General features: G+C 72.8%; 23 protein-coding genes and 1 other RNA gene. 19 read left to right on the top strand and 5 right to left on the bottom strand.

Translation table 11 applies throughout. The features are described 5' to 3' along the window. The first annotated feature begins 32 nt into the window (after positions 1-32). Positions 33-764, top strand: coding sequence for a hypothetical protein (locus ACH4F2_RS27725; protein WP_398135470.1), 732 nt, complete (start codon positions 33-35; stop codon positions 762-764). A 169-nt stretch (positions 765-933) separates the two neighbouring features. On the opposite strand, the gene ACH4F2_RS27720 is transcribed toward ACH4F2_RS27725, so the two are convergent. Continuing rightward, on the bottom strand, positions 934-1,125 hold the full coding sequence (locus tag ACH4F2_RS27720) for a hypothetical protein (RefSeq protein WP_398135469.1): 192 nt from the start codon (positions 1,123-1,125) through the stop codon (positions 934-936). A gap of 261 nt (positions 1,126-1,386) precedes the next feature. Between ACH4F2_RS27720 and ftsE the strand changes: the two genes are divergently transcribed. The 5 genes from ftsE to ssrA all read left to right on the top strand — a co-directional run bounded on the left by ftsE (position 1,387) and on the right by ssrA (position 5,329). Continuing rightward, the gene (gene ftsE / locus ACH4F2_RS27715) at positions 1,387-2,076 is read left to right on the top strand and encodes a cell division ATP-binding protein FtsE (RefSeq protein WP_053131878.1); all 690 of its coding nucleotides are present in this window, start codon (positions 1,387-1,389) and stop codon (positions 2,074-2,076) included. A 29-nt stretch (positions 2,077-2,105) separates the two neighbouring features. Further along, positions 2,106-3,023, top strand: a complete 918-nt coding sequence (gene ftsX, locus ACH4F2_RS27710; RefSeq protein ID WP_398135468.1) for a permease-like cell division protein FtsX — start codon at positions 2,106-2,108, stop codon at positions 3,021-3,023. 68 nt (positions 3,024-3,091) lie between these two features. Beyond that, entirely contained in the window at positions 3,092-4,273 is a 1,182-nt protein-coding gene (locus ACH4F2_RS27705; RefSeq protein WP_398135467.1) for a S41 family peptidase, read from the top strand. 62 nt (positions 4,274-4,335) lie between these two features. Continuing rightward, positions 4,336-4,815: an SsrA-binding protein SmpB gene (gene smpB / locus ACH4F2_RS27700; protein ID WP_052841735.1), complete on the top strand. Its 480-nt coding sequence runs from the start codon at positions 4,336-4,338 to the stop codon at positions 4,813-4,815. Between the two features lie 113 nt (positions 4,816-4,928). Beyond that, positions 4,929-5,329, top strand: a transfer-messenger RNA (tmRNA) gene (ssrA, locus tag ACH4F2_RS27695). Between the two features lie 47 nt (positions 5,330-5,376). Here the strand turns inward: ssrA and ACH4F2_RS27690 are convergent. Continuing rightward, positions 5,377-6,687, bottom strand: coding sequence for an MFS transporter (locus ACH4F2_RS27690; RefSeq protein WP_398135466.1), 1,311 nt, complete (start codon positions 6,685-6,687; stop codon positions 5,377-5,379). An 83-nt stretch (positions 6,688-6,770) separates the two neighbouring features. On the opposite strand from ACH4F2_RS27690, the gene ACH4F2_RS27685 reads away from it, so the two are divergent. The 7 genes from ACH4F2_RS27685 to ACH4F2_RS27655 all read left to right on the top strand — a co-directional run bounded on the left by ACH4F2_RS27685 (position 6,771) and on the right by ACH4F2_RS27655 (position 15,290). After that, on the top strand, positions 6,771-7,736 hold the full coding sequence (locus ACH4F2_RS27685) for a LysR family transcriptional regulator (RefSeq protein ID WP_398135465.1): 966 nt from the start codon (positions 6,771-6,773) through the stop codon (positions 7,734-7,736). A gap of 210 nt (positions 7,737-7,946) precedes the next feature. Further along, complete coding sequence (locus ACH4F2_RS27680) at positions 7,947-9,308, top strand: nitrate/nitrite transporter (RefSeq protein ID WP_398135464.1); 1,362 nt, start codon at positions 7,947-7,949, stop codon at positions 9,306-9,308. Between the two features lie 104 nt (positions 9,309-9,412). Beyond that, on the top strand, positions 9,413-10,564 hold the full coding sequence (locus tag ACH4F2_RS27675) for a uroporphyrinogen-III synthase (RefSeq protein ID WP_398135463.1): 1,152 nt from the start codon (positions 9,413-9,415) through the stop codon (positions 10,562-10,564). A 168-nt stretch (positions 10,565-10,732) separates the two neighbouring features. Further along, positions 10,733-11,323: a CGNR zinc finger domain-containing protein gene (locus ACH4F2_RS27670; RefSeq protein ID WP_398135462.1), complete on the top strand. Its 591-nt coding sequence runs from the start codon at positions 10,733-10,735 to the stop codon at positions 11,321-11,323. Positions 11,324-11,507: 184 nt separating this feature from the next. Then, the gene (locus tag ACH4F2_RS27665; RefSeq protein WP_398135461.1) at positions 11,508-12,032 is read left to right on the top strand and encodes a sigma-70 family RNA polymerase sigma factor; all 525 of its coding nucleotides are present in this window, start codon (positions 11,508-11,510) and stop codon (positions 12,030-12,032) included. A 71-nt stretch (positions 12,033-12,103) separates the two neighbouring features. Further along, positions 12,104-12,886 (top strand): zf-HC2 domain-containing protein, encoded by a 783-nt coding sequence (locus ACH4F2_RS27660; RefSeq protein WP_398135460.1) that lies wholly within the window; start codon positions 12,104-12,106, stop codon positions 12,884-12,886. Positions 12,887-12,968: 82 nt separating this feature from the next. Beyond that, positions 12,969-15,290, top strand: coding sequence for a HelD family protein (locus tag ACH4F2_RS27655; RefSeq protein ID WP_398135459.1), 2,322 nt, complete (start codon positions 12,969-12,971; stop codon positions 15,288-15,290). Positions 15,291-15,822: 532 nt separating this feature from the next. On the opposite strand, the gene ACH4F2_RS27650 is transcribed toward ACH4F2_RS27655, so the two are convergent. Together ACH4F2_RS27650 and ACH4F2_RS27645 are read right to left on the bottom strand one after the other, a co-directional pair. After that, positions 15,823-16,044 carry a hypothetical protein gene (locus tag ACH4F2_RS27650; RefSeq protein WP_398135458.1) on the bottom strand — a complete coding sequence of 74 codons (222 nt, stop codon included), beginning with the start codon at positions 16,042-16,044 and terminating at the stop codon, positions 15,823-15,825. 34 nt (positions 16,045-16,078) lie between these two features. Next, entirely contained in the window at positions 16,079-17,314 is a 1,236-nt protein-coding gene (locus ACH4F2_RS27645; RefSeq protein ID WP_398135457.1) for an anion permease, read from the bottom strand. 224 nt (positions 17,315-17,538) lie between these two features. On the opposite strand from ACH4F2_RS27645, the gene ACH4F2_RS27640 reads away from it, so the two are divergent. The 3 genes from ACH4F2_RS27640 (at position 17,539) to ACH4F2_RS27630 (ending at position 21,522) form a co-directional block, all read left to right on the top strand. Beyond that, positions 17,539-18,222, top strand: a complete 684-nt coding sequence (locus ACH4F2_RS27640; RefSeq protein WP_398135456.1) for a class II aldolase/adducin family protein — start codon at positions 17,539-17,541, stop codon at positions 18,220-18,222. Between the two features lie 564 nt (positions 18,223-18,786). Continuing rightward, on the top strand, positions 18,787-19,914 hold the full coding sequence (locus ACH4F2_RS27635; RefSeq protein WP_398135455.1) for an alpha/beta hydrolase: 1,128 nt from the start codon (positions 18,787-18,789) through the stop codon (positions 19,912-19,914). Between the two features lie 180 nt (positions 19,915-20,094). Continuing rightward, positions 20,095-21,522: a hypothetical protein gene (locus tag ACH4F2_RS27630; protein ID WP_398135454.1), complete on the top strand. Its 1,428-nt coding sequence runs from the start codon at positions 20,095-20,097 to the stop codon at positions 21,520-21,522. Between the two features lie 130 nt (positions 21,523-21,652). On the opposite strand, the gene ACH4F2_RS27625 is transcribed toward ACH4F2_RS27630, so the two are convergent. Then, positions 21,653-22,066, bottom strand: coding sequence for a VOC family protein (locus ACH4F2_RS27625; RefSeq protein WP_398135453.1), 414 nt, complete (start codon positions 22,064-22,066; stop codon positions 21,653-21,655). 368 nt (positions 22,067-22,434) lie between these two features. On the opposite strand from ACH4F2_RS27625, the gene ACH4F2_RS27620 reads away from it, so the two are divergent. The 3 genes from ACH4F2_RS27620 (at position 22,435) to ACH4F2_RS27610 (ending at position 25,551) form a co-directional block, all read left to right on the top strand. Continuing rightward, positions 22,435-24,033: an ABC-F family ATP-binding cassette domain-containing protein gene (locus ACH4F2_RS27620; RefSeq protein WP_398135452.1), complete on the top strand. Its 1,599-nt coding sequence runs from the start codon at positions 22,435-22,437 to the stop codon at positions 24,031-24,033. Positions 24,034-24,367: 334 nt separating this feature from the next. Further along, positions 24,368-24,589 carry a helix-turn-helix domain-containing protein gene (locus tag ACH4F2_RS27615; RefSeq protein ID WP_003976983.1) on the top strand — a complete coding sequence of 74 codons (222 nt, stop codon included), beginning with the start codon at positions 24,368-24,370 and terminating at the stop codon, positions 24,587-24,589. Positions 24,590-24,747: 158 nt separating this feature from the next. Continuing rightward, positions 24,748-25,551 carry an enoyl-CoA hydratase/isomerase family protein gene (locus ACH4F2_RS27610; RefSeq protein ID WP_398135451.1) on the top strand — a complete coding sequence of 268 codons (804 nt, stop codon included), beginning with the start codon at positions 24,748-24,750 and terminating at the stop codon, positions 25,549-25,551. The last annotated feature ends 54 nt before the right edge of the window (positions 25,552-25,605 follow it).

Raw genomic sequence — 25,605 nt, 5'->3', positions numbered from 1 at the left:
CTGACGATTCGGCTACTGGGGGTAGCAACCATATGACGAAGAAGACGCGGATCCGTGTCGCACGCATAGCGGCCGGTGCCGTGATCGCGGCCGGAGCCTCGCTGACCGCCGCGGGCGCCGCCTCGGCGCTCGATTTCGGTGTGAGCGCGGGCGTCGGCGACACCAATGTCGACCTCGGCGTGACTGTCGAAGGCGACGACAAGGAGCCGTCGGACCCGCCCACCATCCCGACGGACCCGAACGAGCCGACGGACCCGACGGACCCGACGGATCCCACGGACCCGACGGACCCGACGGATCCCACGGATCCCACGGACCCGACGGATCCCACGGACCCGACGGATCCCACGGACCCGACGGATCCCACGGACCCGACGGATCCCACGGACCCGACGGATCCCACGGACCCGACCGAGCCCACCGACCCCACGGACCCGACCGACCCGGGTAACGGCGGCGGCAACGGTGGCAACGGCGGTAACGGCGGTAACGGCGGCGGCAACGGCGGTGGCAACAACGCCAACCCCGACGGCGGCAGCAACGACAACGTCACCCAGGACCAGGGTTCCTCGGCCCTGACCGACACCGGTGAGGCGGCCCAGGTCTCCGACACCACCGCCCAGGGCGGTGGTGAGGAGCTGGCCGAGACCGGTGCCGCGCAGACCACGTTCCTGCTGGTCGGCGCCGCCACGATGATCGCCGGCGGCATCGGCTTCCGCTTCCTGCCGCGCCTGATGAACGGCCGTGGCGGCGCTGCTGCCTGACGGTAGCCGCGCGCGTACGCACCGCGTACGCACCGCTACGCACGTGAAGGGGCCCGGAGCGCACCACGCTCCGGGCCCCTTCACGTTGTCAGTGTCAGTGTCAGTGTCAGCGTCGGTGTCCGTGCTCGCACCCGCGTCCCGGGAGGCCCCGCGGGGCCCTCGACGGGTGTCAGGCGGTCTGGTGTGCCAACAGGGCCACCGCCGCGACCAGCACCGCCAGCAGCGCGACCAGCGTCATCGGATTCAGCCCGGCGAGGAAGTTCCCCTGCTGCAGCCGCTCGCGGTTCGCCCGGCACACCGGGCACCTGCCCTCACTAACGGGCGCCGCGCAGTTGGCGCACACCAACCGGTCGTATGTCATGCGCTCGCCCTCCTTGCCGCCGGCTCCGTCAGAACAACGCCCGCGCCGGCGCGAACGTTCCCCCTTCCACTGTGCCAGGTTCCGCAGGGCCCCGCGCGCCTTACCCCCGGGCGGGATCCCGGGGCACCGGCCACGCCGCGGACCCGGACCGGGTGAGGACAAAACGCGCAACTGCTACGCAACCCCGACCGGTGACTGCGGTCCGCTCCCCGCTTCGCGTATGGTCACGCACATCTACCCCCGGCGACCCGTGGTGCATCCGTGATCCGATTCGACAACGTGTCCAAGGTCTACCCCAAACAGAACCACCCAGCCCTCAGGGATGTCTCCCTGGAGGTCGAGAAGGGCGAGTTCGTCTTCCTCGTGGGGTCCTCCGGCTCCGGAAAGTCCACCTTCCTGCGGCTGGTCCTCCGTGAGGAGCGGTGCAGCCACGGACAGGTGCACGTTCTGGGCAAGGACCTCGCCCGCCTCTCCAACTGGAAGGTGCCGCAGATGCGGCGCCAGCTGGGGACGGTGTTCCAGGACTTCCGCCTGCTGCCGAACAAGACGGTCGGCGAGAACGTCGCCTTCGCCCAGGAGGTCATCGGCAAGTCCCGAGGCGAGATCCGCAAGTCCGTGCCGCAGGTGCTCGACCTCGTCGGGCTCGGCGGCAAGGAGGACCGCAGGCCGGGCGAGCTGTCCGGCGGTGAGCAGCAGCGTGTCGCCATCGCGCGCGCCTTCGTCAACCGGCCCAAGCTGCTGATCGCCGACGAGCCGACCGGCAACCTCGACCCGCAGACCTCCGTCGGCATCATGAAGCTGCTCGACCGCATCAACCGGACGGGCACCACCGTGATCATGGCGACCCACGACCAGAACATCGTGGACCAGATGCGCAAGCGCGTCATCGAGCTGGAGAAGGGCCGCCTCGTCCGTGACCAGGCGCGCGGCGTCTACGGCTACCAGCACTGACGAGGAACGGAAAGGCTTAACGAGACGCCATGCGCGCCCAGTTCGTGCTCTCGGAGATCGGTGTCGGTCTTCGCCGCAATCTGACGATGACCTTCGCCGTCATCGTGTCCGTCGCCCTGTCCCTGGCCCTGTTCGGCGGTTCGCTGCTGATGAGCGACCAGGTCAACACCATGAAGGGCTACTGGTACGACAAGGTCAACGTCACCGTCTACCTCTGCAACAAGAGCGACGCGAAGTCCGACCCCGCCTGCGCCAAGGGCGCGGTGACCGAGGACCAGAAGAAGCAGATCCTCGCCGACCTCGAAGAGCTGTCGGTCGTGGACAAGGTGACGTACGAGTCGCAGGACGAGGCGTACAAGCACTACAAGGACGAGTTCGGCGACTCGCCGCTGGCCAGCTCGCTCACGCCGGACCAGATGCAGGAGTCGTACCGGATCAAGCTGAAGGACCCGGAGAAGTACCAGGTCATCGCGACCGCCTTCGACGGCCGGGACGGCGTGCAGTCCGTGGCGGACCAGCGCGCGACCCTGGACAACCTCTTCGAACTCCTCAACGGCATGAACTGGGCGGCGCGAGCGGTGATGGCGCTCATGCTGGTCGTCGCCCTGATGCTGATCGTCAACACGGTGCGCGTCTCGGCGTTCAGCCGGCGGCGTGAGACCGGCATCATGCGGCTGGTCGGCGCGTCGGGCTTCTACATCCAGGCGCCGTTCATCATGGAGGCGGCGGTCGCCGGTCTCATCGGCGGTGTGGTCGCCTGCGGCTTCCTGGTGACCGCGCGGTACTTCATCATCGACCACGGACTCGCCCTGGCCGACAAGCTGGCCCTGATCGACTTCATCGGCTGGGACGCCCTGCTGACGAAGCTGCCGCTCATCCTGGCCACCAGCCTGCTGATGCCCGCGCTGGCCGCGTTCTTCGCGTTGCGCAAGTACCTGAAGGTGTGACACATGCCAAGAGGGCCGCACGGGCGAGCGACCGTGCGGCCCTTACGCGTTGTCCTAGACTCACCGGCATGTCAGGTCGTGCCCTGTTCTGTCAGCCCCGTCGCACACGCCACGGGGCCGCCCTGACCTTGGTGTTCGCGAGCGTGCTCGTCGCCGGCGCGGCCACCGGCTCGCTCCCCGACGCCGACCGGGAGCCCACGCCCGACACGGCCCGTCCGGCCGTCCCCGCCGGCCGGCACGGCGGGCGCGAGGACGTCGCGCGGGCGGCGGCCGAGGCGCTGGCCGACGGCAAGTCCCCGGTGGAGGCGGCCGAACGCGCCGTCAGCCGCAGCGGGGACCGCTGGGGCGCCGTCTACTCCTCGGGTGAGTACGAGGAGTTGGAGGACGCCCTCGACGGCCGGTACACCGGCGTCGGGCTCTCCGCGCGCCGCGAACGCGACGGCCGCATCGAGGTGACCAGGGTGCGCTCCGGCTCGCCCGCCGCCGACGCGGGGATCCGCGAGGGCGACCGGCTGCGCAGCGTCGACGGGGAGCGCGTCGACGGGCGCCCTGTCACCGAGGTCGTCTCCATACTGCGCGGCGACGCCGAGCAGGCGCCCGCCGGCAGTGCCGTCCGGCTCGGCCTGGAACGCGGCACGCGCGCGTGGACCGAGACCGTCCGCCGGGCGCGGCTGTCCACGGACCCCGTGACCGTGCGTACGCTCGCCGACGGCGTCACCGTCGTCAAGGTCGTCTCGTTCACCAAGGGCGTCGGCGAACAGGTGCGCGGCGCCGTGGAGCGGCTGCCGTCCGGCACCGGCGTCGTCCTCGACCTGCGCGGCAACTCCGGCGGTCTGGTCGCCGAGGCCGTCACCGCCTCCGCCGCCTTCCTGGACGGCGGCCTGGTCGCCACGTACGACGTGGACGGCGCCCAGCGGGCCCTGCACGCCGAACCCGGCGGCGACACCACCAGACCCCTGGTCGCGCTCGTCGACGGTGGCACGATGAGCGCGGCGGAACTCCTCACCGGAGCCCTCCAGGACCGTGGGCGGGCGGTCGTCCTGGGGTCCCGCACCTTCGGCAAGGGCTCGGTGCAGATGCCGAGCCGGCTGCCCGGCGGCTCGGTGGCCGAGCTGACCGTCGGGCACTACCGCACCCCCTCGGGCCGCGGCGTCGACGGCACCGGCATCACGCCCGACCTGGAGGTGGACCCGGCGGACCCGGCCGCCCTGGACCGGGCGCGGACGGTGCTGAGCGGAGTGGGGCGGTAGCGGCACCCCGCGTAAATCGGCTTCCCGCGGACCCCCTCCGTAGTGCCAAAATGGGCTGCACTATGGCTAAGGAAAAAGGGCGCAAGCTGATCGCGCAGAACAAGAAGGCGCGGCACGACTACCAGATCCTCGACACGTACGAGGCCGGCCTGGTCCTGTCCGGGACCGAGGTGAAGTCGCTGCGCCAGGGGCGGGCATCGCTGGCCGACGGCTTCGTGCAGCTGGACGGGCACGAGGCGTGGCTGCACAACGTGCACGTGCCGGAGTACAGCCAGGGCACCTGGACCAACCACAGCGCCCGCCGCAAGCGGAAGCTGCTGCTGCACCGCGTGGAGATCGACAAGCTGGAGTCGAAGTCCCAGGAGACCGGTCACACGATCGTGCCCCTGGCGCTGTACTTCAAGGACGGCCGGGCCAAGGTCGAGATCGCGCTGGCGCGCGGCAAGAAGGAGTACGACAAGCGCCAGACCCTGAGGGAGAAGCAGGACCGCCGCGAGGCGGAGCGGACGATCTCGGCGATCCGCCGCAAGCAGCGGGCCTGACCCGGGGCGAGACCGGGCTTCCCCCTCGGGGGAATAGGCTGGCACCCGCGTGCGTTGGTCACGTACGATGGTGAAAGCACCCCGGGCGGGTGCGCTGATTGAAAAATCAACATGGGGATGATCGGTTTCGACAGCGGATGTCGAAGCAGGGGAAGCGTGTCGAGGAAGCGGCCATGATCTCGTAAACCACAGGCCGAAAAAAATAATCGCCAACACCAAGCGCGATTCCTCCCAGCAGGCCTTCGCCCTCGCTGCCTGATCTCAGGTAGCGAAGCGAGCCTCCTACTAAAGGGAGTGTCAGCCCGGGGCTGTTCCCGACCCGGATCCTGGCATCAGCTAGGGGACTAAACCTTGATCCCGGTCACGGGGTGAAGAGGGAAACCAAACAGTGACTGAGCCCGTCGGAGACTTGTCCGCGTGATCTCCGGGGCTGAGAAAATCGAAGCGGACTGCACACGGAGAAGCCCTGATTCCGCACCGTTGGACGCGGGTTCGATTCCCGCCATCTCCACAGTTCCCATGTGGGCGAAGGCCCCGTCGCGCTGAGCGGCGGGGCCTTCGTCATGCCCGCGGCCGCCCCGCCGAGCCCCCAGCCGGCGCCAGGGAGAGCAGCAGGGCCACCGCGGCCGCCGTGACCGGTACGCCGTAGGCGGCCGTGGGTGAGGCGTGCTCCACCGTCCAGCCGCCCGCCGCGCTGCCGCAGGCGATGCCGCCGAGCAGGCCGGTCACCGCCAGGGTCATGCCCTCGTTCAGGCGGTCCTGCGGGGTGCGGTGCTGGACCAGCGTCATGGTGGTGACCATCGTCGGGGCGGTCGCCACCCCGGCGACCAGCAGCGTGAGCGCCAGCAGCGGCAGGGAGCCGGTGAGGGAGGCCGCGAGCAGTGGCAGCGTCAGCAGCGCCGTCATCGCCGCGACACACCACGGCAGGCGGCGCTCGGCCGGCCCGGCCGGCTTCATCGCGCCGTACAGCAGACCCGCCGCGCAGGAACCGGCCGCCTGCAGCGCGAGGACCACACCGGCCGCCGCACGATGTCCCTGTGCGTCCGCGAACGCGATGGTGACGACCTCCATGGCGCCGAAGACCCCGCCCATCGCCAGGCACACGACCAGCAGCGGCGGGATGCCCGGGACGCGGAAGGGCGCCCTCGCCGTCGGGCGCGGCCGGGCCGGCGGCTCGGTCGAACGCTGGGCGGTGAACACCAGCATGCCGCTCACCAGCAGCACCACACCGACGAGCGTGCCCGCTTCCGGGAACAACGCCGTGCACAGGAAGGCCGCGAGAACCGGCCCGAGCATGAAGCACAGCTCGTCCGCGGCCTGTTCGAAGGAGTTCGCCGTGTGCAGGGCGTCGACGGGGCCCTTCCCGTCCCTCAGCAGGTGGGCCCAGCGGGCGCGGGCCATGCCGCCGGTGTTGGGTGTCGTCGCGGTGGCGGCGTACGCGGCGAACAGGGTCCAGGCGGGCGCGTCGAACCGCACGCACAGCAGCAGGGCGAGCGAGCCCAGCGCGGCGACCAGGGTGGCGGGCACGGCCACCCTGGCCTGCCCGTGCCGGTCGACGAGGCGCGCCGTCCACGGGGCGACCAGCGCGGTCGCCGCCAGCCCCGTCGCGGTGACCGCGCCGGCCAGGGCGTACGAACCGCGGGTGCCGGCGATCATCACGACCGCGCTCACGCTGAACATGCCCATGGGCAGCCGCGCCATGAGATTCCCGGCCGTGAACGCCCGGGCGCCGGGTACGGCGAGGAGGCTCCGGTACGGGCCGGGCGGCCGGCGCCGGGTGCGCGGACGGAAGTCGGCGGTGACGAGGGCGTCGGCGGTGACGGCGAGGACGGTGCTCTGCGGGGACGGGCGTTCGTAGGTCGGTTGCGGCATGCCCTCACAGTCGCCCGGAGGCGATCGGGAGGTCCAACACCTTCTCCGTACCCGTTCACGCACTCCCGTTGTAGGTTCGTCGGATGCCCGCACCCGCCCACCTCGAGCCCCGCCTCCTGCGCGCCTTCGTCACCGTCGCCGAGGAGCTGCACTTCACCCGCGCCGCCGCCCGCCTGTACGTCGCCCAGCAGGCGCTCAGCAGGGACGTGCGGCGCCTGGAACGGGAGCTGGGCGCCGAGCTGTTCGTCCGGACCACCCGGCAAGTGACCCTGACGGCCGACGGCGAGCGGCTGCTGCCGTACGCCCGTCGTGTCCTCCAGGCGCAGGACGACCTCCTGGCCGCCTTCGGACAGGCCCGCCCGCTGCTGGTCGACCTCAACTCCCCGGGGCTGGTCACCGGCCGCCTGGTCCTGGAACGGGCCCGCGAACTCGCGCCCGAACAGGAGCTGATGGCGCGCTACGAGAGCGGACTGACGGGCGCCGCCGCCGAACTCCTCGCGGGCCGCCTCGACGTCTCCTTCGGCCGGTTCGTGGGCCTCGCCCCGGCGCTGCGGGCGGGGCTCGGCCACCAACCGGTCCGCTACGAGCCCATGGCGGTGCTGCTGCCCGAGGACCATCCGCTGGCCCGGCTGACGGAGGTGCCGCTCGCCGCGCTGGAGGGCGAGACCGTGTACGCCGGGGCCGGCAATCCGCGGACGCCGGAGTGGACCGACCTCGCGCACCGCCTGTTCGAGGGGCGCGGCATCGAGGTGGCGGCGCCCGCCCCGCTGGCCGTCGGGGAGGAGGAGTTCCAGCGGATCATGGACAAGGCGCGCAATCCGATCCTCGCCGTGGTGAGCTTTCCGGCCATCGGGTCGACCGTGGTGCGCCCGCTGGTCGACCCCGTACCGCTGTCGCCGGTCTCGCTGGTCTGGCGGAAGGGGCTGGTGCACCCCGCGTTCGACGCGCTGCGCCGGGCGGCGTCCCAGGTCGCGGCCGAGGAGGGCTGGCTCCGTATCCCGGAGGGGGGATGGATACCGGCCGCCGACACCGCTGCGATGTCGGTGTGACGTCCTGTCCGGCACCGCCTCGGTCCACGACGGCCCGGGCCGTGCCGTCGGCGTCACGGATGCCGGGCCGCGGTCGTGGCGGTGACCTCTCACCTCGCCCCGGCGCCGGGTGAGAGCAACGTTCCCTGCCGGTCACCCGTAGCCCCACCGGGCCGAAACGCGTCGTTCCTACCTTCGGTGCAACCGAGCCCCGGAGCGCGTGGAGGCGTCATGACTGTCCCTGGCGGCCGCTGGATCCAGCACTGGGATCCGGAGGACGAGACCTTCTGGAAGGAGACGGGGGAACGGATCGCCCGGCGGAACCTGTTCTTCTCCGTCCTCTCCGAGCACATCGGGTTCTCGGTCTGGACGCTGTGGTCCGTGCTGGTGCTCTTCATGGGGCCGGAGTACGGGCTGACGCCGGCCGACAAGTTCCTGCTGACGTCCGTGGTGACGCTCGTCGGGGCCGTCGTGCGGGTGCCCTACACCTTCGCCGTCGCGGTCTTCGGCGGGCGGAACTGGACGATCATCTCGGCCGGGCTGCTGCTGGTGCCGACCGTCGCGGCGTTCACGGTCATGGAGCCGGGGACGTCCTTCTCGACCTTCCTCCTCGTCGGGCTGCTGGCCGGCATCGGCGGCGGCAACTTCGCCTCGTCCATGACCAACATCAACGCCTACTTCCCGCTCAGGAAGAAGGGCTGGGCCCTCGGTCTCAACGCGGGGGGCGGGAACATCGGCGTGCCGGTCATCCAGCTGGCCGCGCTCGCGATCATCGGGGCGAGCGGCGGGCCGAGGGTGCTGCTTGGCATCTACATCCCGCTGATCCTGGTGGCGGCCGTCCTCGCCGCCTGCTTCATGGACAACCTCGCCTCCGTGAAGAACGACACCGGCGCCGCCAAGGACGCCGCCCGGGACGCCCACACCTGGATCCTGGCCGTGCTGTACGTCGGCACGTTCGGGTCGTTCATCGGGTACAGCTTCGCCTTCGGGCAGGTGCTGCAGGTGCAGTTCGGGCGCAGCCCGCTCCAGGCGGCGTACCTCACCTTCATCGGCCCGCTGCTCGGCTCCCTGATCCGGCCGCTCGGCGGCAGGCTCGCCGACCGGTACGGCGGCGCGCGGATCACGCTGTGGAACTTCGTCGCGATGGCCGCCGCCACCGCCGCACTCGTCGCGGCCGGCATGGCGAAGTCGCTCGGGCTGTTCGTCTCCGTGTTCGTGGTGCTGTTCGTGCTCAGCGGGCTCGGCAACGGCTCGACGTTCAAGATGATCCCGGGCATCTTCCAGAACAAGGCGCTCGCCAAGGGGCTGACGGGGGAGGACGCCGTGGCGTACGGGCGGCGGCTCTCCGGTGCCTCCATGGGGCTGATCGGCGCGGTCGGCGCGCTCGGCGGCGTCGCCATCAACCTCGCCTTCCGGCAGTCCTTCCTCTCCGTCGGCTCGGGCACCGGCGCCTTCGTCGCCTTCCTCGCCTACTACGCGGTCTGCTTCGCCGTCACCTGGGCGGTATACCTTCGCCGTCCGGCCGCGGGGACGCCGGACGACCCGGCCGGTCCGGCACGGACGAAGGCGCGGCCCAGTTACGCCGAGGTATGACGTAACACTGGTGACATGAAGCGGAACCGAGCCTGTCACGCACCGTTGACAGGCTCGGTCGTCGTGCAGGCAGTACGACGACCGGGACGATCGGGACGAGAGTGATGGACGACGAACAGCAGCGACCCGACCACGGCCCCCTCGCCGGTTTCACCGTGGGCGTGACCGCCGCCCGCCGGGCCGACGAACTGGGCGCGCTGCTCCAGCGGCGCGGTGCCGCCGTCCTGCACGCGCCGGCGCTCAGGATCGTGCCGCTCGCCGACGACAGCGAGCTGCTGGCCGCGACGAAGCAGCTCATCGACCAGGCGCCGGACGTCGTCGTGGCCACCACCGCGATCGGCTTCCGGGGGTGGGTCGAGGCCGCCGACGGCTGGGGACTCGGCGAGGCCCTGCTGGAGCGGCTGCGCGCGGTGGAGCTGCTCGCGCGCGGACCCAAGGTCAAGGGCGCGGTCCGGGCCGCCGGACTGACGGAGGAGTGGTCGCCGGCCTCCGAATCGATGGCCGAGGTACTGGACCGGCTGCTGGAGCAGGGCGTCGACGGCCGCCGGATCGCCGTACAGCTGCACGGTGAGCCGCTGCCGGGGTTCGTGGAGGCGCTGCGGGCGGGCGGCGCGGAGGTCGTGGGCGTGCCCGTCTACCGGTGGCTGCCGCCGGAGGACCTCGGGCCCGTGGACCGGCTGCTGGACGCCGCCGTCTCGCGTGGCGTGGACGCCGTGACGTTCACCAGCGCGCCCGCCGCCGCGTCCCTCCTCTCCCGCGCCGAGGAACGCGGCATGCTGCCCGGACTGCTCGCCGCCCTCGGGCACGACGTGCTGCCGGCCTGCGTCGGCCCGGTCACCGCGGTGCCGCTCCAGGCGCACGGCGTCGACACGGCCCAGCCCGAACGCTTCCGGCTCGGCCCCCTCGTCCAGCTGCTGTGCCAGGAGCTGCCGGCCCGCGCCCGCGCCCTGCCGGTCGCCGGGCACCGGCTGGAGGTCCGCGGGCACGCGGTGCTCGTCGACGGGGCGCTCAAGGCCGTGCCGCCCGCCGGGATGTCCCTGCTGCGGGCCCTGTCCCGGCGGCCGGGCTGGGTCGTCCCCCGCGCGGAGCTGCTGCGCGCCCTGCCGGGCACCGGCCGTGACGAACACGCCGTCGAAACGGCCATGGCCCGCCTGCGCACGTCCCTCGGCGCGCCGAAGCTGATCCAGACGGTGGTGAAACGCGGCTACCGCCTGGCCCTGGACCCGGCCACGGACGCCAAGTACACGGACGGATGACACGCGGCGCCGGACAGCCGCCGCACGGGCGCACACGCGGGCTTCCGGGCGGAGGCGGTACGAGGGGTTCCGGGCACGGGAGCGGGCAGGCACTGTAGAGGGAGCGGTCCACCCGCTCTCCTCCCCGGCCCGCACCCCACCGGGCAACCCCTAGGCGGTGACAGGAACATGGCACTGGGTACGGCCACCGACCCGTACGAGCTGCGGTTCGACACCGGGCGAGTCTGCCTGGACCTCATCGCCACCACCCACCCCATGGAACGGCTCGGATCCGTCGAGGCGCTGCGTGCCTGGATCACCGGCTCCGGGCTCGTCCCGCCCGGCACCCCGCTGGCCCACGCCGACGCCTCCTGGCTGGCCGGCTTCCGCGAACTGCGCGCCCAGACAGCCCGCCTGATCCGCTCCAGGACCGTGAGCGGCGCCCACCCCTACGGCCTCGCGCTCGCCCGCGTCAACGGACTCGCCGTCGCCGCACCCCCGGCCCCGCGCGCGGTCCGCGGCGAGGACGGCGCACTGGTGCGGGAGTTGACCGGCCCGCCGCAGTGCGCGGCACTGCTCGGAGCCCTCGCCCGGGACGCCGTGGAACTGCTCACCGACCCCGTCGCACGGGCCGGTCTGCGCCAGTGCGAGGGCGACAACTGCCCGATCGTGTACGTGGACACCTCCCGCGGACGCCGCCGGCGATGGTGCTCCAGTGAGCTCTGCGGCAACCGGGAGCGCGTCGCCCGGCACCGCCGCCGCGCCGCCCTCGCCCGATAAGTACGCCCGCGCGCCGTTCGTCACGCCGCTTCCGGGAAACTGTCATCTCCCTTTGAACACCCCGCACTTCGCGTCCGTACCGAATGGGCGAGCGATCGACTGGGGGAACCCCCGGACATCGGAGGTGGGCGTGCGCAAGGATTCCGTCGTGGCCGGTGAACGTGGTGCGAGGGCCCGACATCGCATGTCCCGGTCGTCCTCGGAACCCGACGAGGAGCTGATGCGCGCCCTGTACCGGGAGCACGCCGGCCCCTTGCTGGCGTACGTGCTGCGACTGGTCGCGGGGGACCGGCAGCGCGCCGAGGACGTCGTCCAGGAGACGCTCATCCGTGCCTGGAAGAACGCCGGTCAGCTCAACCGTGCGACCGGATCGGTACGCCCCTGGCTGGTGACGGTCGCCCGGCGCATCGTCATCGACGGCCACCGCAGCCGGCAGGCCCGGCCGCAGGAGGTCGATCCGTCGCCGCTGGAGGTCATCCCCGCGGAGGACGAGATCGACAAGGCGCTGTGGCTGATGACGCTGTCGGACGCGCTCGACGACCTGACCCCGGCCCACCGGGAGGTCCTCGTCGAGACGTACTTCAAGGGGCGTACCGTCAATGAGGCGGCGCAGACACTGGGCATACCCAGCGGCACCGTTCGCTCCCGGGTGTTCTACGCCCTGCGTTCGATGAAGCTGGCACTGGAGGAGCGGGGGGTGACGGCGTGATGAGCGGGTACGGGGGAGCTCAGGGACTCGGCGGGGGATTCGGCCCGGGTGATCCGGGTAATTCTGCCCCCATGCAGGGATCACCGGCGCCGAACGAGCACGAGACCGTCGGCGCCTACGCCCTCGGCATCCTCGACGACGCGGAGGCGACCGCCTTCGAGGCGCACCTCGCCGGCTGTGAGTGGTGCGCCCAGCAGCTCGACGAGCTGGCCGGGATGGAGCCGATGATGGCCGCGCTCGCGGACCTGCCGGGGACCGGGACGCCCGCGATCGCCGAGTCGCTTTCGGCGAAGCCGGGCCCGCGGCTGGCGGAGCGGCTCGTCGACGAGGTCGCCGAACGCCGCGCGGGCAAACGCCGCCGCAACTTCTACCTGGTGGGCACCGCGGCCGCGCTCATCATCGGCGGGCCGTTCGCCGCCGTGGCGACCACGGGCGGCGACGGCGGTGACGACGGCGCCGGCCGCAGCACCGAGGCGGCGCAGCCGGCCGCAGGCACCGCCGAGTCCGCCTTCGCCGCCATGCCCGACCGGGTCACGGCGACCGACCCGTCCACCGAGGTCAGCGCGACCGTGGCCCTGGAGGAGAAGCCCTGGGGCACCGGTACGGTCCTGGAGCTCAAGAACCTCAAGGGCCCCGAGAAGTGCTCCCTGATCGCCGTCGGCAAGAACGGCGCACGCGAGACGGTCACCTCCTGGTCGGTCCCGGACTGGGGCTACGGCATTCCGGACGCCACCGCCGACAAGGGCAGAAAGCCCCTCTACGTCCAGGGCGGCGCCGCCTTCGCCCCCAACGAGATCGACCACTTCGAGGTCCTGACCTTCGACGGCAAGCGTCTGGTGGAAGTGGACGCGTAGCACCGCCGAAGCACGCGCCGTGGCTTCCGGGCCCCCCGTGGCGTACCTTTGACGGCTGCCCAGCACGTCAGAAGGGGGCCCGGTGGCCGCACAGGCTCAGCAGGACTCAGCGGTCGACTCGATTCACGGCGCCGCGGCACAAGCCGCGCACGACTCCGTACGGGACCGAGAGATCAGCGTGGAACAGGCACACCTGGACCGGGTGTACCGCCGCCTCGAGGAGAAGATCGACGAGGCCGAGTTCCTCATGCACGACGCCGCGCAGCGCGGCCACGTCGGCACGCCCGGCGCGCTGGCCGAGCGCGACGCGCAGGTCTTCCGGGCCGGCATCCACCTCAACCGCCTGAACAACGAGTTCGAGGACTTCCTCTTCGGCCGCATCGACCTGCTCCTCGGCAAGGACGGCAAGAAGGGCCCGGACGGCGCGTACACGGCCGTCGAGCCCGCCGAGGGCGCCCTGCGGCCCGACCACACCGCCGACATCGCCGAGACCCTGCACATCGGCCGCATCGGCGTCCTGGACGAGGACTACGCCCCGCTGGTCATCGACTGGCGGGCGCCCGCCGCGGCCCCCTTCTACCGGTCCACGCCGGTCGATCCGGGCCGGGTCGTGCGCCGCCGGGTGATCCGCTCCAAGGGGCGGCGCGTCCTCGGCGTCGAGGACGACCTCATGCGGCCCGAGATCACGGCCCGCCTGGACGGCGAGGAGCTGGCCGTCGTCGGCGACGGCGCCCTGATGGCCGCCCTCGGCCAGGCCCGTACGCACTCCATGCGGGACATCGTGGCCTCCATCCAGGCCGAGCAGGACCTGGTGATCCGCGCCCCCGCCGCCTCCGTGACCTACGTCGAGGGCGGCCCCGGCACCGGCAAGACCGCCGTCGCCCTGCACCGGGCCGCCTACCTGCTCTACCAGGACCGGCGCCGGTACGCGGGCGGCATCCTCATCGTCTCGCCGACCCCGCTCCTGGTGGCGTACACCGAGGGCGTGCTGCCCTCCCTCGGCGAGGAGGGGCAGGTCGCCATCCGCGCGATCGGCTCGCTGGTCGACGGCGCCGGGGCCACGCTGTACGACTCCCCGGCCACCGCACGCGCCAAGGGCTCCTCCCGGATGCTCAGGGTGCTGCGCCGGGCCGCGCGGGGGGCGCTGGAGCCGAGCGACTCGCCGACCCTGCTGCGGGTCGTCGCCTTCGGCCGCCGCCTCGAACTGGAGGCGGAGGAACTGGCCGGCATCCGCCGCACCGTCCTCGGCGGCACCGCCCCCGTCAACCTGCTGCGCCCCCGCGCCCGCCGGCTGCTCCTGGACGCCCTGTACGCCAAGTCGGGCGCCGGAACCCGGCACAGCGACCCCGAGCTCGCCGCCGAACTGCGTTCCTCCTTCGACGAGGACGTCAGCTCCGAGGACTCCTTCACCGCCTTCCTCGACGCCTGGTGGCCGGAGCTCACCCCGGGCGCCGTGCTGGCGGCCATGGCGGACGAGCGGAGGCTGGGCCGCTGGGCGCGGCGCGTGCTCAACCCGGGCGAGGTCCGCAAGGTGGCCCGTTCGCTGCGCCGCGAGGGCCACTCCGTGCACGACATCGCCCTGCTCGACGAGCTCCAGGCGATCGTCGGTACCCCGGCCCGCCCCCGCAAGCGGCGTGAGCTGGACCCGCTGGACCAGCTCACGGGCCTGGACGAGCTGATGCCGCAGCGCGAGGAGACCCAGTGGGAGCGGGCCGAGCGCCTCGCGCAGGAACGCACCGAGTACGCGCACGTCATCGTCGACGAGGCCCAGGACCTCACCCCGATGCAGTGGCGGATGGTGGGCCGCCGCGGCCGGCACGCCACGTGGACGGTCGTCGGCGACCCGGCCCAGTCGTCCTGGTCCGACCCCGACGAGGCGGCGGCGGCCCGCGACGAGGCCCTGGGCACCCGCCCGCGCCGCCGCTTCGAGCTGACCGTCAACTACCGCAACCCGGCGGAGATCGCCGAGCTGGCGGCCAAGGTGCTCGCCCTCGCCATGCCCGGCTCCCAGTCCCCGACGGCGGTGCGCTCGACGGGCGTGGAGCCGCGTTTCGCGGTGGTACGGGACTCCCTCGCCGAGTCGGCCCGGGCGGAGGCGGCCCGGCTGCTGGACCTCGTCGACGGCACCGTAGGCGTCGTGGTCGCCATGAACCGCCGCGAGGAGGCCCGGCGCTGGCTGGCCGGGCTCGGCGACCGCGTGGTGGCGCTGGGCAGCCTGGAGGCCAAGGGCCTGGAGTACGACGCCACGGTCGTCGTCTCCCCGGCCGAGATCGCCGACGAGTCGCCCGCCGGGCTGCGCGTGCTGTACGTCGCCCTGACCCGGGCCACCCAGCAGCTGACGGTCGTCTCCTGCGAGCGGGACGAGCCGGACGCGGCCGGGGTGCCGGACCTGCTGCGCGACTGAGGCGAGGGACTGCCGGGACATACGAGAGGCCCGCGCCGGGGGCCCCGCGCGGGGCGCAGGGCTTGTCGGTTGTGGGGCCCCCCCCCCCCCAGCGCGCCCCGCGGCCAGTGGTGGCGCGGAGCGTCCCAGGTTGGGGCCGGGGGGGTGGGGTGGCCCCCCCCCAGCCGCGCGGGTGGGGGGGGGGGGGGGGGCGGGGGGGGGGGGGGGGGGGCGGGCCCCCCCCCCCCCCCCCCCCGCCTCAGGTTGCGCGCCGAGAGCCGTGCGACGTTCGTGGTCAGGTGACGTACACGGGTCGCACGACGCTCGTGGGTCAGGTGGGTCAGGTGGGTCTCATGGGCCCGGTTGAGCTCACGGGTCAGGTGGCGCTCATGGGACCAGTGGCGCCATGGGTCAGTGGCGCCATGGGTCAGTGGCGCCATGGGTCAGTGGCGCTCACGGCACCAGGTGAGATTCATGGGTCAGGTGATGCCCGTGGAGCCAGGTGATGCTCGTGGGTCAGGTGATGCTCGTGGAGCCAGATGATGCTCGTGGGTCAGGCGACGATCAGATAGATCCCGTACGCCACCGCCGCCGCGCAGGCCGCGAAGCACGCGTACGCGCCGGTGACCGCGAGGGTCGCGGAGCCGCCCTGCGCGGCGGCCCGCTCCTGGCGGGAGAGGCCGGTGATGCCGAGGGTGAACAGGCCCACCAGGACCACGGTGGCCACGAGGCTGACCCCGAAGACGGAGCCGAGAGCTGCCCAGTCGATGCTCATGGAGGTTCGCTTCCTTCGTACCCGGGGCGCGGGCTCAGACGGTGGTGGTGGCCGACGGGGCCTTGGAGTCGGACGCGGAGGACGGGGCGGCGGCCGCCAGGTCCTCGGTCACGCCCGCCGGGGGCGGGGACACGGCGGCCATCGCCGTGGTCACCACACCGGACGGCTCGGGCTCGGCGACGACGTTGGTGTGGTCGACGACCTCGCGCCGGGAGATCTTCCAGATGGCGGCGCTGGACGCGATCAGGAAGACCGCGACGAGGGCGGTGCCCCAGTCACCCAGGCCGCAGACCCACTCGGCGATCGCGGCGACCAGGGCCGCGGCCGGCAGGGTCAGACCCCAGGCGACGAACATCCGGGTGGCCGTGGACCAGCGCACCACGCCGCCCTTGCGGCCGAGGCCCGCCCCCATCACCGCGCCGGAGACGGAGTGGGTGGTGGAGAGGGAGAAGCCGAGGTGGGAGGAGGCCAGGATGACCGTGGCGGCACTGGTCTGGGCGGCGAAGCCCTGCTGCGGCTGAAGGTCGGTCAGGCCCTTGCCCATGGTGCGGATGATGCGCCAGCCGCCGAGGTAGGTGCCGAGCGCGATGGCGACGCCCGCGGAGAGGATGACCCACAGGGGCGGGTCGGAGTCGGGGGCGAGGGAGCCGCCGGCGACCAGGGCGAGGGTGATGATGCCCATCGTCTTCTGCGCGTCGTTGGTGCCGTGGGCCAGTGAGACCAGCCCGGCGGAGGCGATCTGCCCGGCGCGGTAGCCCTTCGCGGCGGCCTTGCCGTCGGCCTTGCGGCCGAGCTTGTACGTCAGCCGTGCGCCGAGCAGCGCCGCGACGCCCGCGACGATCGGGGCGGCGATCGCCGGGATCAGTACCTTGGTGACGAGCGCGTCGCCGTTGACCGCGCCGACGCCCGCCGAGGCGACCGCGGCACCGATCAGGCCGCCCATCAGGGCGTGCGAGGAGCTGGAGGGGAGCCCGACCAGCCAGGTCAGCAGGTTCCAGAGGATCGCGCCGACCAGGGCGGCGAAGATGACCTCGGGACGGATGCCGGTCTCGTCGACGAGACCCTTGGAGATCGTGTTGGCGACCTCCACCGAGAGGAAGGCGCCGACAAGGTTGAGGACGGCGGACATCGCCACCGCCACCTTGGGCTTGAGCGCACCGGTCGAAATGGTCGTTGCCATCGCGTTCGCGGTGTCGTGGAAACCGTTCGTGAAATCGAACGCGAGTGCGGTTACCACCACAATCGCGAGGATCAGCGAGAAGCTTTCCATTTACCCAGGCAATCGTTCGAGGTCATTGGCTGGACGAACGTAGGTAACCAGAGTGAACGGAAGATGAACTCGGCAGGGCGTCACGGTGACCGGAACCGGTGCCGCCGCCTCCCTCTGTGTGCCCGGTCCGATGCTCTCCGGAGACGTGCCTGGCAGGATCGCCGCGAGGCCGGTCGGCGGCGGTGCGGCGGGGGGCTCACGAGGCCCGGAAGGAGACGGTGAATGTGACGTATTCGCGGGTCACAGAGGTGCGCGGCGACGAGGAACGGGCCAGGGAGGCGGCCTGGGAGGCGCTCGTCGCGACAGCCCGGCGGACAGTGGCGGACGGGCTGGTGGTCGGCACCTCCGGCAACGTCTCGGTGCGCGTCGACGACACGGTGCTGGTCACTCCCACGGGTGTCCCCTACGACCGTCTGGCCCCGGACGACATGACCGGCGTCGACCTGGACGGGCGGCAGGTGCTCGGCACGCTGGCGCCCACCAGCGAACTGCCCATGCACCTCGCCGTGTACCGCGCCACCGACGCCCGGGCCGTGGTCCACACCCACGCCGTGCACGCGACGGCGGTCTCGGTCCTCGTCCCCGAGCTCCCGCCGGTCCACTACATGACCGCCGCGCTCGGCGGCCCGGTCCGGGTCGCCCCCTACGCGACCTACGGCACCGGCGAACTGGCCCGCAACATGCTCGACGCCCTCACCGACCGCACCGGCTGCCTCCTCCAGAACCACGGCACGATCACCTACGGCGCCTCCCTGGACCAGGCGTACGACCGCACGGCCCAGCTGGAGTGGATGTGCCACCTCTGGCTGACGGCCTCCTCGCTGCCGGGCCGCACACCGTCACTGCTGACGGATCACCAACTGGCCGAGGTGACGGAACGGCTCCGGGGCTACGGGCAGCGGGGCTGACGAACGGCGCCTCCTGCCGCGACCACCCCGGCAGCGCCGGGGCGGCCGTCCCGGGCGCCGGGCCCGGGCCGAGGACCCCGCGCGAGCACCGGCCGCCGAACGGCTGCCCGCGCGCGGCCTCAGGGGCCACGGACCACAGGCCCTCAGCCGCTGCGGCCCTCGCCTCTCCCGGCCTCCGGGCTCTTCGGCCTGCGGACTCTCCGGGCTTCGGCCTCCGGGTCCCGGCTCCGGGCTCTGGGCTTCGGGCTCTCCGGGCTTCGGGCCCCGGCTCCGGGCTCTGGGCCCCCGGCTCCGGGCTTCGGGCCCCGGCTCCGGGCTCCGGGCTCCGGGCTCCGGGCTCCGGGCTCCGGGCTCCGGGCTCCGGGCTCCGGCCTCCGGCCCTCCCCGTTCCGGTTCGGAACCCGCCTCCGGTGTTCCGATGCGGCGCGTACCCCGCGGCTTCGCGGGTATCGGCAGCAGGACCGACTCATGGCTCCCGGCCGTGCCGGCGGCCCCCGGCGGGGCTCGTCACCCCCCGTCGCCCGCCCACTGGCCGCCCGAGGACTCCACCAGGAGACTGGCCCCATGCGCACTGTCACAGCAACGGCCGCCGCCGTCACCGCAGCCCTGGCGGCCGGAGCGGCGAGCGTCGTCGCCGGCCGGCTCGCCGCCGACGTCGCGCTCAAGGCATCCCCCGGCCGGCCCCTGCCCACCGAACCCCGGCTCACCGTGCACGGCACCGCCGCCGGGCAGATCACCCTCACCCGGGATCTCGCAGCGCTGCGCCCCGGCCGGTACGGCCTCGCCGGTGACGGCTCGCACGCGGTGGTCGGCCCGGTCCTCGGCACGGCCGAGCACGGTGCCGACACCGTCGTACGCCGCCTCGAACGCGTCACGCACGGCACCCTCACGGCCGGCGACCGGGCGTGGTTCACCCCGAACCTGTACGTCGGCGATCCGGGCGCCGCCCTCGACCTCGACCACGCCGACGTCGAGGTCCCCGGCGAACTCGGCCCCCTCCCGGCCTGGTTCCTGCCCGGTGCCCGCCCGACCTGGATCATCGCCGTGCACGGCCTGGGCGCGACCCGCGAACACGCCATGAACCTGATGACGCCCCTGCGCCGCCGGAACGTCCCGGTGCTCGCCCTCGCGTACCGCGGCGACGTCGGCGCCCCGCCCTCGCCGGACGGCCTGCACCACTTCGGCGAGACCGAGTGGCGCGACGTGGACGCGGCCGTCCGCTACGCCCTCGGCCACGGCGCCCGCCAGGTCGTCCTGCTCGGCTGGTCCACCGGCGCCGCCATGGCCCTGCGCACCGCCGCGCTCTCCGGCGTGCGCGAGCGCATCGCGGGACTCGTCCTCGACTCCCCGGTGCTCAGCTGGGAGACCACCCTGCGTGCCCTGGCCGCCGCCCGCCGCACACCGGGCGCGCTCCTGCCGCTCGCCGTCCGCGCCGCCCAGGGCCGCGCCGGGCTGCGCGCCGACCATGACGCCGGCACCGCCGGCCTCCACCGCCCGGCGGTCCCGACCCTGATCTTCCACGGCCCCGGCGACACGGTGGCCCCCTGGCGGCTGTCCCGCCGCCTCGCCGACACACACCCGCGCATGGTCGCCCTGCACACGGTCGAGGGCGCCCCGCACGGCGCCATGTGGAACGCCGACCCCGACGACTACGAAGAGACCCTGCGCCGCTTCATGACCCCCCTGGTGTGACCCCGCCGAGCCGCCCCGCCGCACCCACGCTCCGCCGCGGTGCCTCCGGTTCCGTTTAGCGCCGTACCGCTGGCCTGTTCTGACCCCGGACGGCGCGCCGGACCCGCGCGTCCGCCGTCCCCGGCGTCGGTCGCGGCATTCCGTTTGGGTTTTCGGACCGTCAACCGGAAGACTGCACCCGTGACGTCCCGTATCCCGCGCGACTCCAGGCTTCGACTCGTCCGCCCGCGACCCCTGGCCGCCGCCCCTCCAGCGATGAACCAGCGGCGTCCGCGCCGCGCCGCGCCGCGACCCCCGGAGGGCACACCGGCCCGGTCGGAGCTGGCCAGAATGGCGCGCTCCGGTCTGGCCGACGCGGCCCGTGTCGCCCGCTGGGCCGACACCGCCCTCGGCCCCGGCCGGGGCAGCGCGACCGCCGACGGCAAGGCCACCCTCTCCGACGCGACCGCCGGCCACGCGGCCCGGGAACTGGGCCTGACGGAGGCCAAGGTCCGCGCCGACTGGGACACCGCCCGTCTCGCCGGACTGGTCGAGGTGCACGGCGGCAGCGCCCGCCCCGGCTGGCGGCTGCGCGCCTGGAACCGCGACGACAGCGCCGTACTGCGCGGCTGGGTCGCCCTCTTCGACGCCTGGTCACTGGCCCACCCCGAGCCCGCCGGGCAGGAGCCGGCCGCCGTGGCCGAGGTCATCTCCGCCATGCCCCAGATACTTTCCTTCCTCCAGCTGTCCGCCGGGCCCGTCCCGGTGGCGCAGCTCCTGGACCTGCTGGAGCAGCGCGTCACCGAGCTGCGCACCGAGCGCTGCGAGGTCCCCTACGGCCCCCGTCTCGAGCCCGGAACGCCGCAGACGGCCGGGGCCGTGCCGCTCCCGGACGCCACCGCCGACACCCCGCTCGCCCCCCTCCTCGACTGGGCCCTGCACGCCCTCGCCTCCGTCGGCGCCCTCACCTGCGGCGACGGACACGCCACGCTCACCCCGCTCGGCAGCTGGGCGGTGTGGGTCAAGCTGGAGCAGATCTGCGTCGCCGCGCAGAGCCCCGCCGGCAACATCGAGCAGTCGGCCGAGGACATGCTCCGCGGCTGCGCCCAGCTCCGCCCCAACGCCGCCCGCGCCGAGTACCGGGCCTGGCTCGCCGCGCGCCCCGTCGGCAGCGCCGTCGCCGAACTGCTCGGCGGCGCCCGCGGTGAGGACGCCCTGCTGCGCGGCCTCGCCTTCGACGCGCTGCGCGTCGTCGGCGCCCCCGCCGAGCCCGACGTCCGCGCCGTCCTCGACGAGCCGACGCTGCGGCCCTACGCCCTGCTGTGGCTGGCCGAGCACGACGGCGCCGACCCCGAGGACGCCCACGAGGTCCTCACCCGCCAGGAGGCCACGTGGCTGTGGGTCGACACCGCGGCCGCCGTCGCGGACCACGGCGAGGCCCCGCTGCTCGTCAGGCACCTGGAGTCCGCCGTGCAGCCCACCGTCCCGGCCCTGCTGGACGAGGTCCGGGCCGTCGGCCACCCCCGCACCGTGCAGGTGCTGGTCGCCCTGGCCGCCGCACACCCCGACCCCGCCCTGGCCAAGGCCGTACGCAGGGCGGCCTTCCAGGTCCACACCGGAGGCAGCTGACCACGCCCGGGCGCGGTGGGCGGACAACCCCACCGCGGTCCCGCCACCCCGGCTCTGCCGACAGGACGCGCCGGCACGCGGTCCGTGGCGCACCCGCACCGCTCGGCCCCGCCCGCCGATCCGCCGGAGGCTACCCGCGGATCTCCGGCGCGTACGTCCCGAAGCTCCAGATGTTGCCCTCCCGGTCCCGGGCCATGTAGTCCCGCGAGCCGTAGTCCTGGTCCGTGGGCGGCATCAGGATCTCCGCGCCGTGTTCCACGGCCCGCCGGTGATGGGCGTCGACGTCCTCCACCACGACGTACACCCCCGTCGTGCCGGCGTTCTTCATCGCCTCGTCGAAGCGGCTGCCCGTGCCCTTCGAGCCGAGCATGACCCCGCCGTTGCCCTGGGCCAGCTCGGCGTGGGCCACCGAACCGTCCTCGCCCTCGTACACGGCCAGTTCCCTGAAGCCGAAGGCCTGGGTGAGCTGCCGGACCGCCGCCTTGGCGTCCGCGTACAGCAGCGTCGGGTAGACGCTCGGGCGGTCGCCGTCCATGCCTGCCATGCCGATCACTCCCTTGTGAACCGGTGCGAGCCGGTGTCAGCCGGTGCCGGAGGCCGAACGCCGCGAAGATCCCGAAGCCCGGAAAAATCACCGGATTCAGCCCTGGCGCCCAGTCTTGCACCGCCCACTGACAACGGCCCTGACCCGCGCTCCCGAACACCGGAGCCCCGAACAAGCGACCGCCGGACACCGGAACCCGTGAAAAGCGTTTGCACGGCCCCGTTAGACTGGCCCCCATGGCCATTCTCCTCGCGCATTAGACGGCGGGAACGCCCGCCCGTCGCCCGCCACCACCCTTTCAACGGCGCGCTGCGCGCGGCACCTCCCTCGCCGCCCATCCCGCCAACCACCCGCCCAGGAGTCTGACCGTGATCTCCGCCTCCGGCATCGAGCTGCGCGCCGGTGCCCGCGTCCTCATCGAAAGCGCCACCTTCCGCATCGCCAAGGGCGACCGCATCGGCCTGGTCGGCCGCAACGGCGCCGGCAAGACCACCCTCACCAAGGTCCTCGCAGGCGAGGGCCAGCCCGCCGCAGGCGCCGTCACCCGCTCCGGTGAGGTCGGCTACCTCCCGCAGGACCCGCGCACCGGGGACCTCGACGTGCTCGCCCGCGACCGCGTCCTGTCCGCGCGCGGCCTGGACGTCCTGATCCGCAAGATGCGCGAGAACGAGCAGCGCATCGCCAACGGCCAGGGCACCACCCGTGAGAAGGCGCTCAAGCAGTACGAGCGCCAGGAGACGGAGTTCCTCACCAAGGGCGGATACGCCGCCGAGGCCGAGGCCGCCACCATCGCCGCCGCGCTCAACCTGCCCGACCGGGTGCTCGGCCAGCCCCTGCACACGCTCTCCGGCGGCCAGCGCCGCCGTATCGAGCTGGCCCGGATCCTGTTCTCGGACGCGGACACCCTGCTGCTCGACGAGCCGACCAACCACCTCGACGCCGACTCGATCGTCTGGCTGCGCGACTACCTCAGGACCTACCGCGGCGGCTTCATCGTGATCTCCCACGACGTCGACCTGGTCGAGACGGTCGTCAACAAGGTGTTCTACCTGGACGCCAACCGCTCCCAGATCGACGTCTACAACATGGGCTGGAAGCTCTACCAGCAGCAGCGCGAGGCCGACGAGAAGCGCCGCAAGCGCGAGCGGCAGAACGCGGAGAAGAAGGCCTCCGCGCTGCACTCGCAGGCCGACAAGATGCGCGCCAAGGCCACCAAGACCGTCGCCGCGCAGAACATGGCCCGCCGCGCGGACAAGCTGCTGGCCGGTCTGGAGGCGGAGCGGAAGTCCGACAAGGTCGCCAAGCTCCGCTTCCCCGAGCCGGCGCCCTGCGGCAGGACCCCGCTGACCGCCGAGGGCCTGTCCAAGTCGTACGGCTCCCTGGAGATCTTCACCGACGTCGACCTGGCCATCGACAAGGGCTCCCGGGTCGTCATCCTCGGCCTCAACGGCGCCGGCAAGACCACCCTGCTGCGGCTCCTCGGCGGCGTCGAGAAGCCCGACACCGGCCGGGTCGTCGAGGGCCACGGCCTCAAGCTCGGCTACTACGCGCAGGAGCACGAGACCCTCGACCCCGAGCGCACCGTCCTGGAGAACATGCGCTCGGCCAACCCCGACCTCGACCTCGTCGAGGTCCGCAAGACGCTGGGCTCGTTCCTGTTCTCCGGCGACGACGTCGACAAGCCGGCCGGCGTCCTGTCCGGCGGTGAGAAGACCCGCCTCGCGCTGGCCACCCTCGTCGTGTCCTCGGCGAACGTGCTGCTCCTCGACGAACCGACCAACAACCTCGACCCCGCCAGCCGCGAGGAGATCCTCGGTGCCCTGCGCACCTACAAGGGCGCGGTCGTCCTGGTCACCCACGACGAGGGCGCTGTCGAGGCGCTCCAGCCGGAACGGATCATCCTGCTTCCGGACGGCGTCGAGGACCTGTGGGGCGCCGACTACGCGGACCTCGTCGCCCTGGCTTGATCGAACGGATGATCCACTGGGTATGGATCATTCGGCCGATCCACGATCCACCATCTGTGTGAGATCTCCTCATCACGAGGTGTGTCCTACATCGATTTCGCGGCCGGGCCCCCATTGCCGGGGGCCCGGCCGCGACACCGTTCTGACCTGGTGCTTCGCGGAAAAACCCGTTCGGCCGTACGGGCGCGATCCTCTGGAATAAGGGATTCCGTATGTGGGGACTCGCTCCTGTCGTCACAACCTTGTCTCATCGACCTTGCCGAATGGGTGGCCATGAAGCCCTGAAGGGGTGATCATGAGGAGACCAGAGCGCACTTCCCATGAGGAGGCACGGGTGGCCGAGACTCTGAAGAAGGGCAGCCGGGTGACCGGCGCCGCGCGCGACAAGCTCGCGGCAGACCTGAAGAAGAAGTACGACGCCGGTGCGAGCATCCGGGCGTTGGCCGAGGAAACCGGCCGCTCGTATGGCTTCGTGCACCGCATGCTCAGTGAGTCGGGTGTCACGCTGCGAGGGCGTGGCGGGGCTACCCGGGGCAAAAAGGCCACATCGGCCTGACGTCCCGGGCGACCCCTCGGCTCCGAAAGTGAAGGTGGTCACCCGGTCGGTCGTCAGACCGTCCGGGTGGTTACTGTGCAGTCACTTAGCTCTGCCGTCGTACGGCGCTCAAGCCGGCGCACGGCGGAGACGACGACCGCACCTTCCGGAGGCGCCCCATGGCTTCGCCCGCCCACGACCCCGCTCCCGCGCTCGACAAGGACGGCGTGCGGCTCACCGTCGACGACGCGATCGCCACGGTGACGCTGACCAACCCGGCCAAGCGCAACGCGCAGAGCCCCGCCCTGTGGCGGGCGCTCACCGAGGCCGGCCGGCTGCTGCCGGGCTCCGTCCGGGTCGTGGTGCTGCGGGCCGAGGGCAAGTCCTTCTCGGCCGGGCTCGACCGGCAGGCGTTCACGCCCGAGGGCTTCGACGGCGAACCGTCGTTCATCGACCTCGCACGGGGCGGCGACACCGAGCTCGACGCGACCATCGCCGAGTACCAGGAGGCGTTCACCTGGTGGCGGCGCAGCGACATCCTGTCGGTCGCCGCCGTGCAGGGACACGCCATCGGGGCGGGCTTCCAGCTGGCCCTCGCCTGTGACCTGCGGGTCGTCGCCGACGACGTGCAGTTCGCCATGCGCGAGACCAGCCTCGGCCTCGTACCGGACCTGACGGGCACGCACCCCCTGGTGTCCCTGGTCGGCTACGCCCGCGCACTGGAGATCTGTGCGACGGGCCGCTTCGTCACGGCCGAGGAGGCGGTGAACACCGGGCTGGCCAACCTCGCCGTGCCCGCGGACCAGCTCGACGCTGCCGTGCACGACCTGGCATCGGCGGTCCTGGCCGCACCGCGCGACGCGGTCATCGAGACCAAGGCGCTCCTCCAGGGCGCCCGGAGCCGGGACTACGAGGCCCAGCGCGCCGCCGAGCGGGCCGCGCAGGGACGCCGGCTGCGCGACCTGGCCGGGCTCGGGGAGTAATCCGGGCGCGGACCGCGACGGCCGTCACCGGCGCCGCGGCCGACGGGCGGCCGG

This window comes from Streptomyces sp. NPDC017890, from assembly GCF_044328675.1.
Taxonomy (GTDB): domain Bacteria; phylum Actinomycetota; class Actinomycetes; order Streptomycetales; family Streptomycetaceae; genus Streptomyces.
This window is presented reverse-complemented; position numbering and strand designations above follow the sequence as displayed.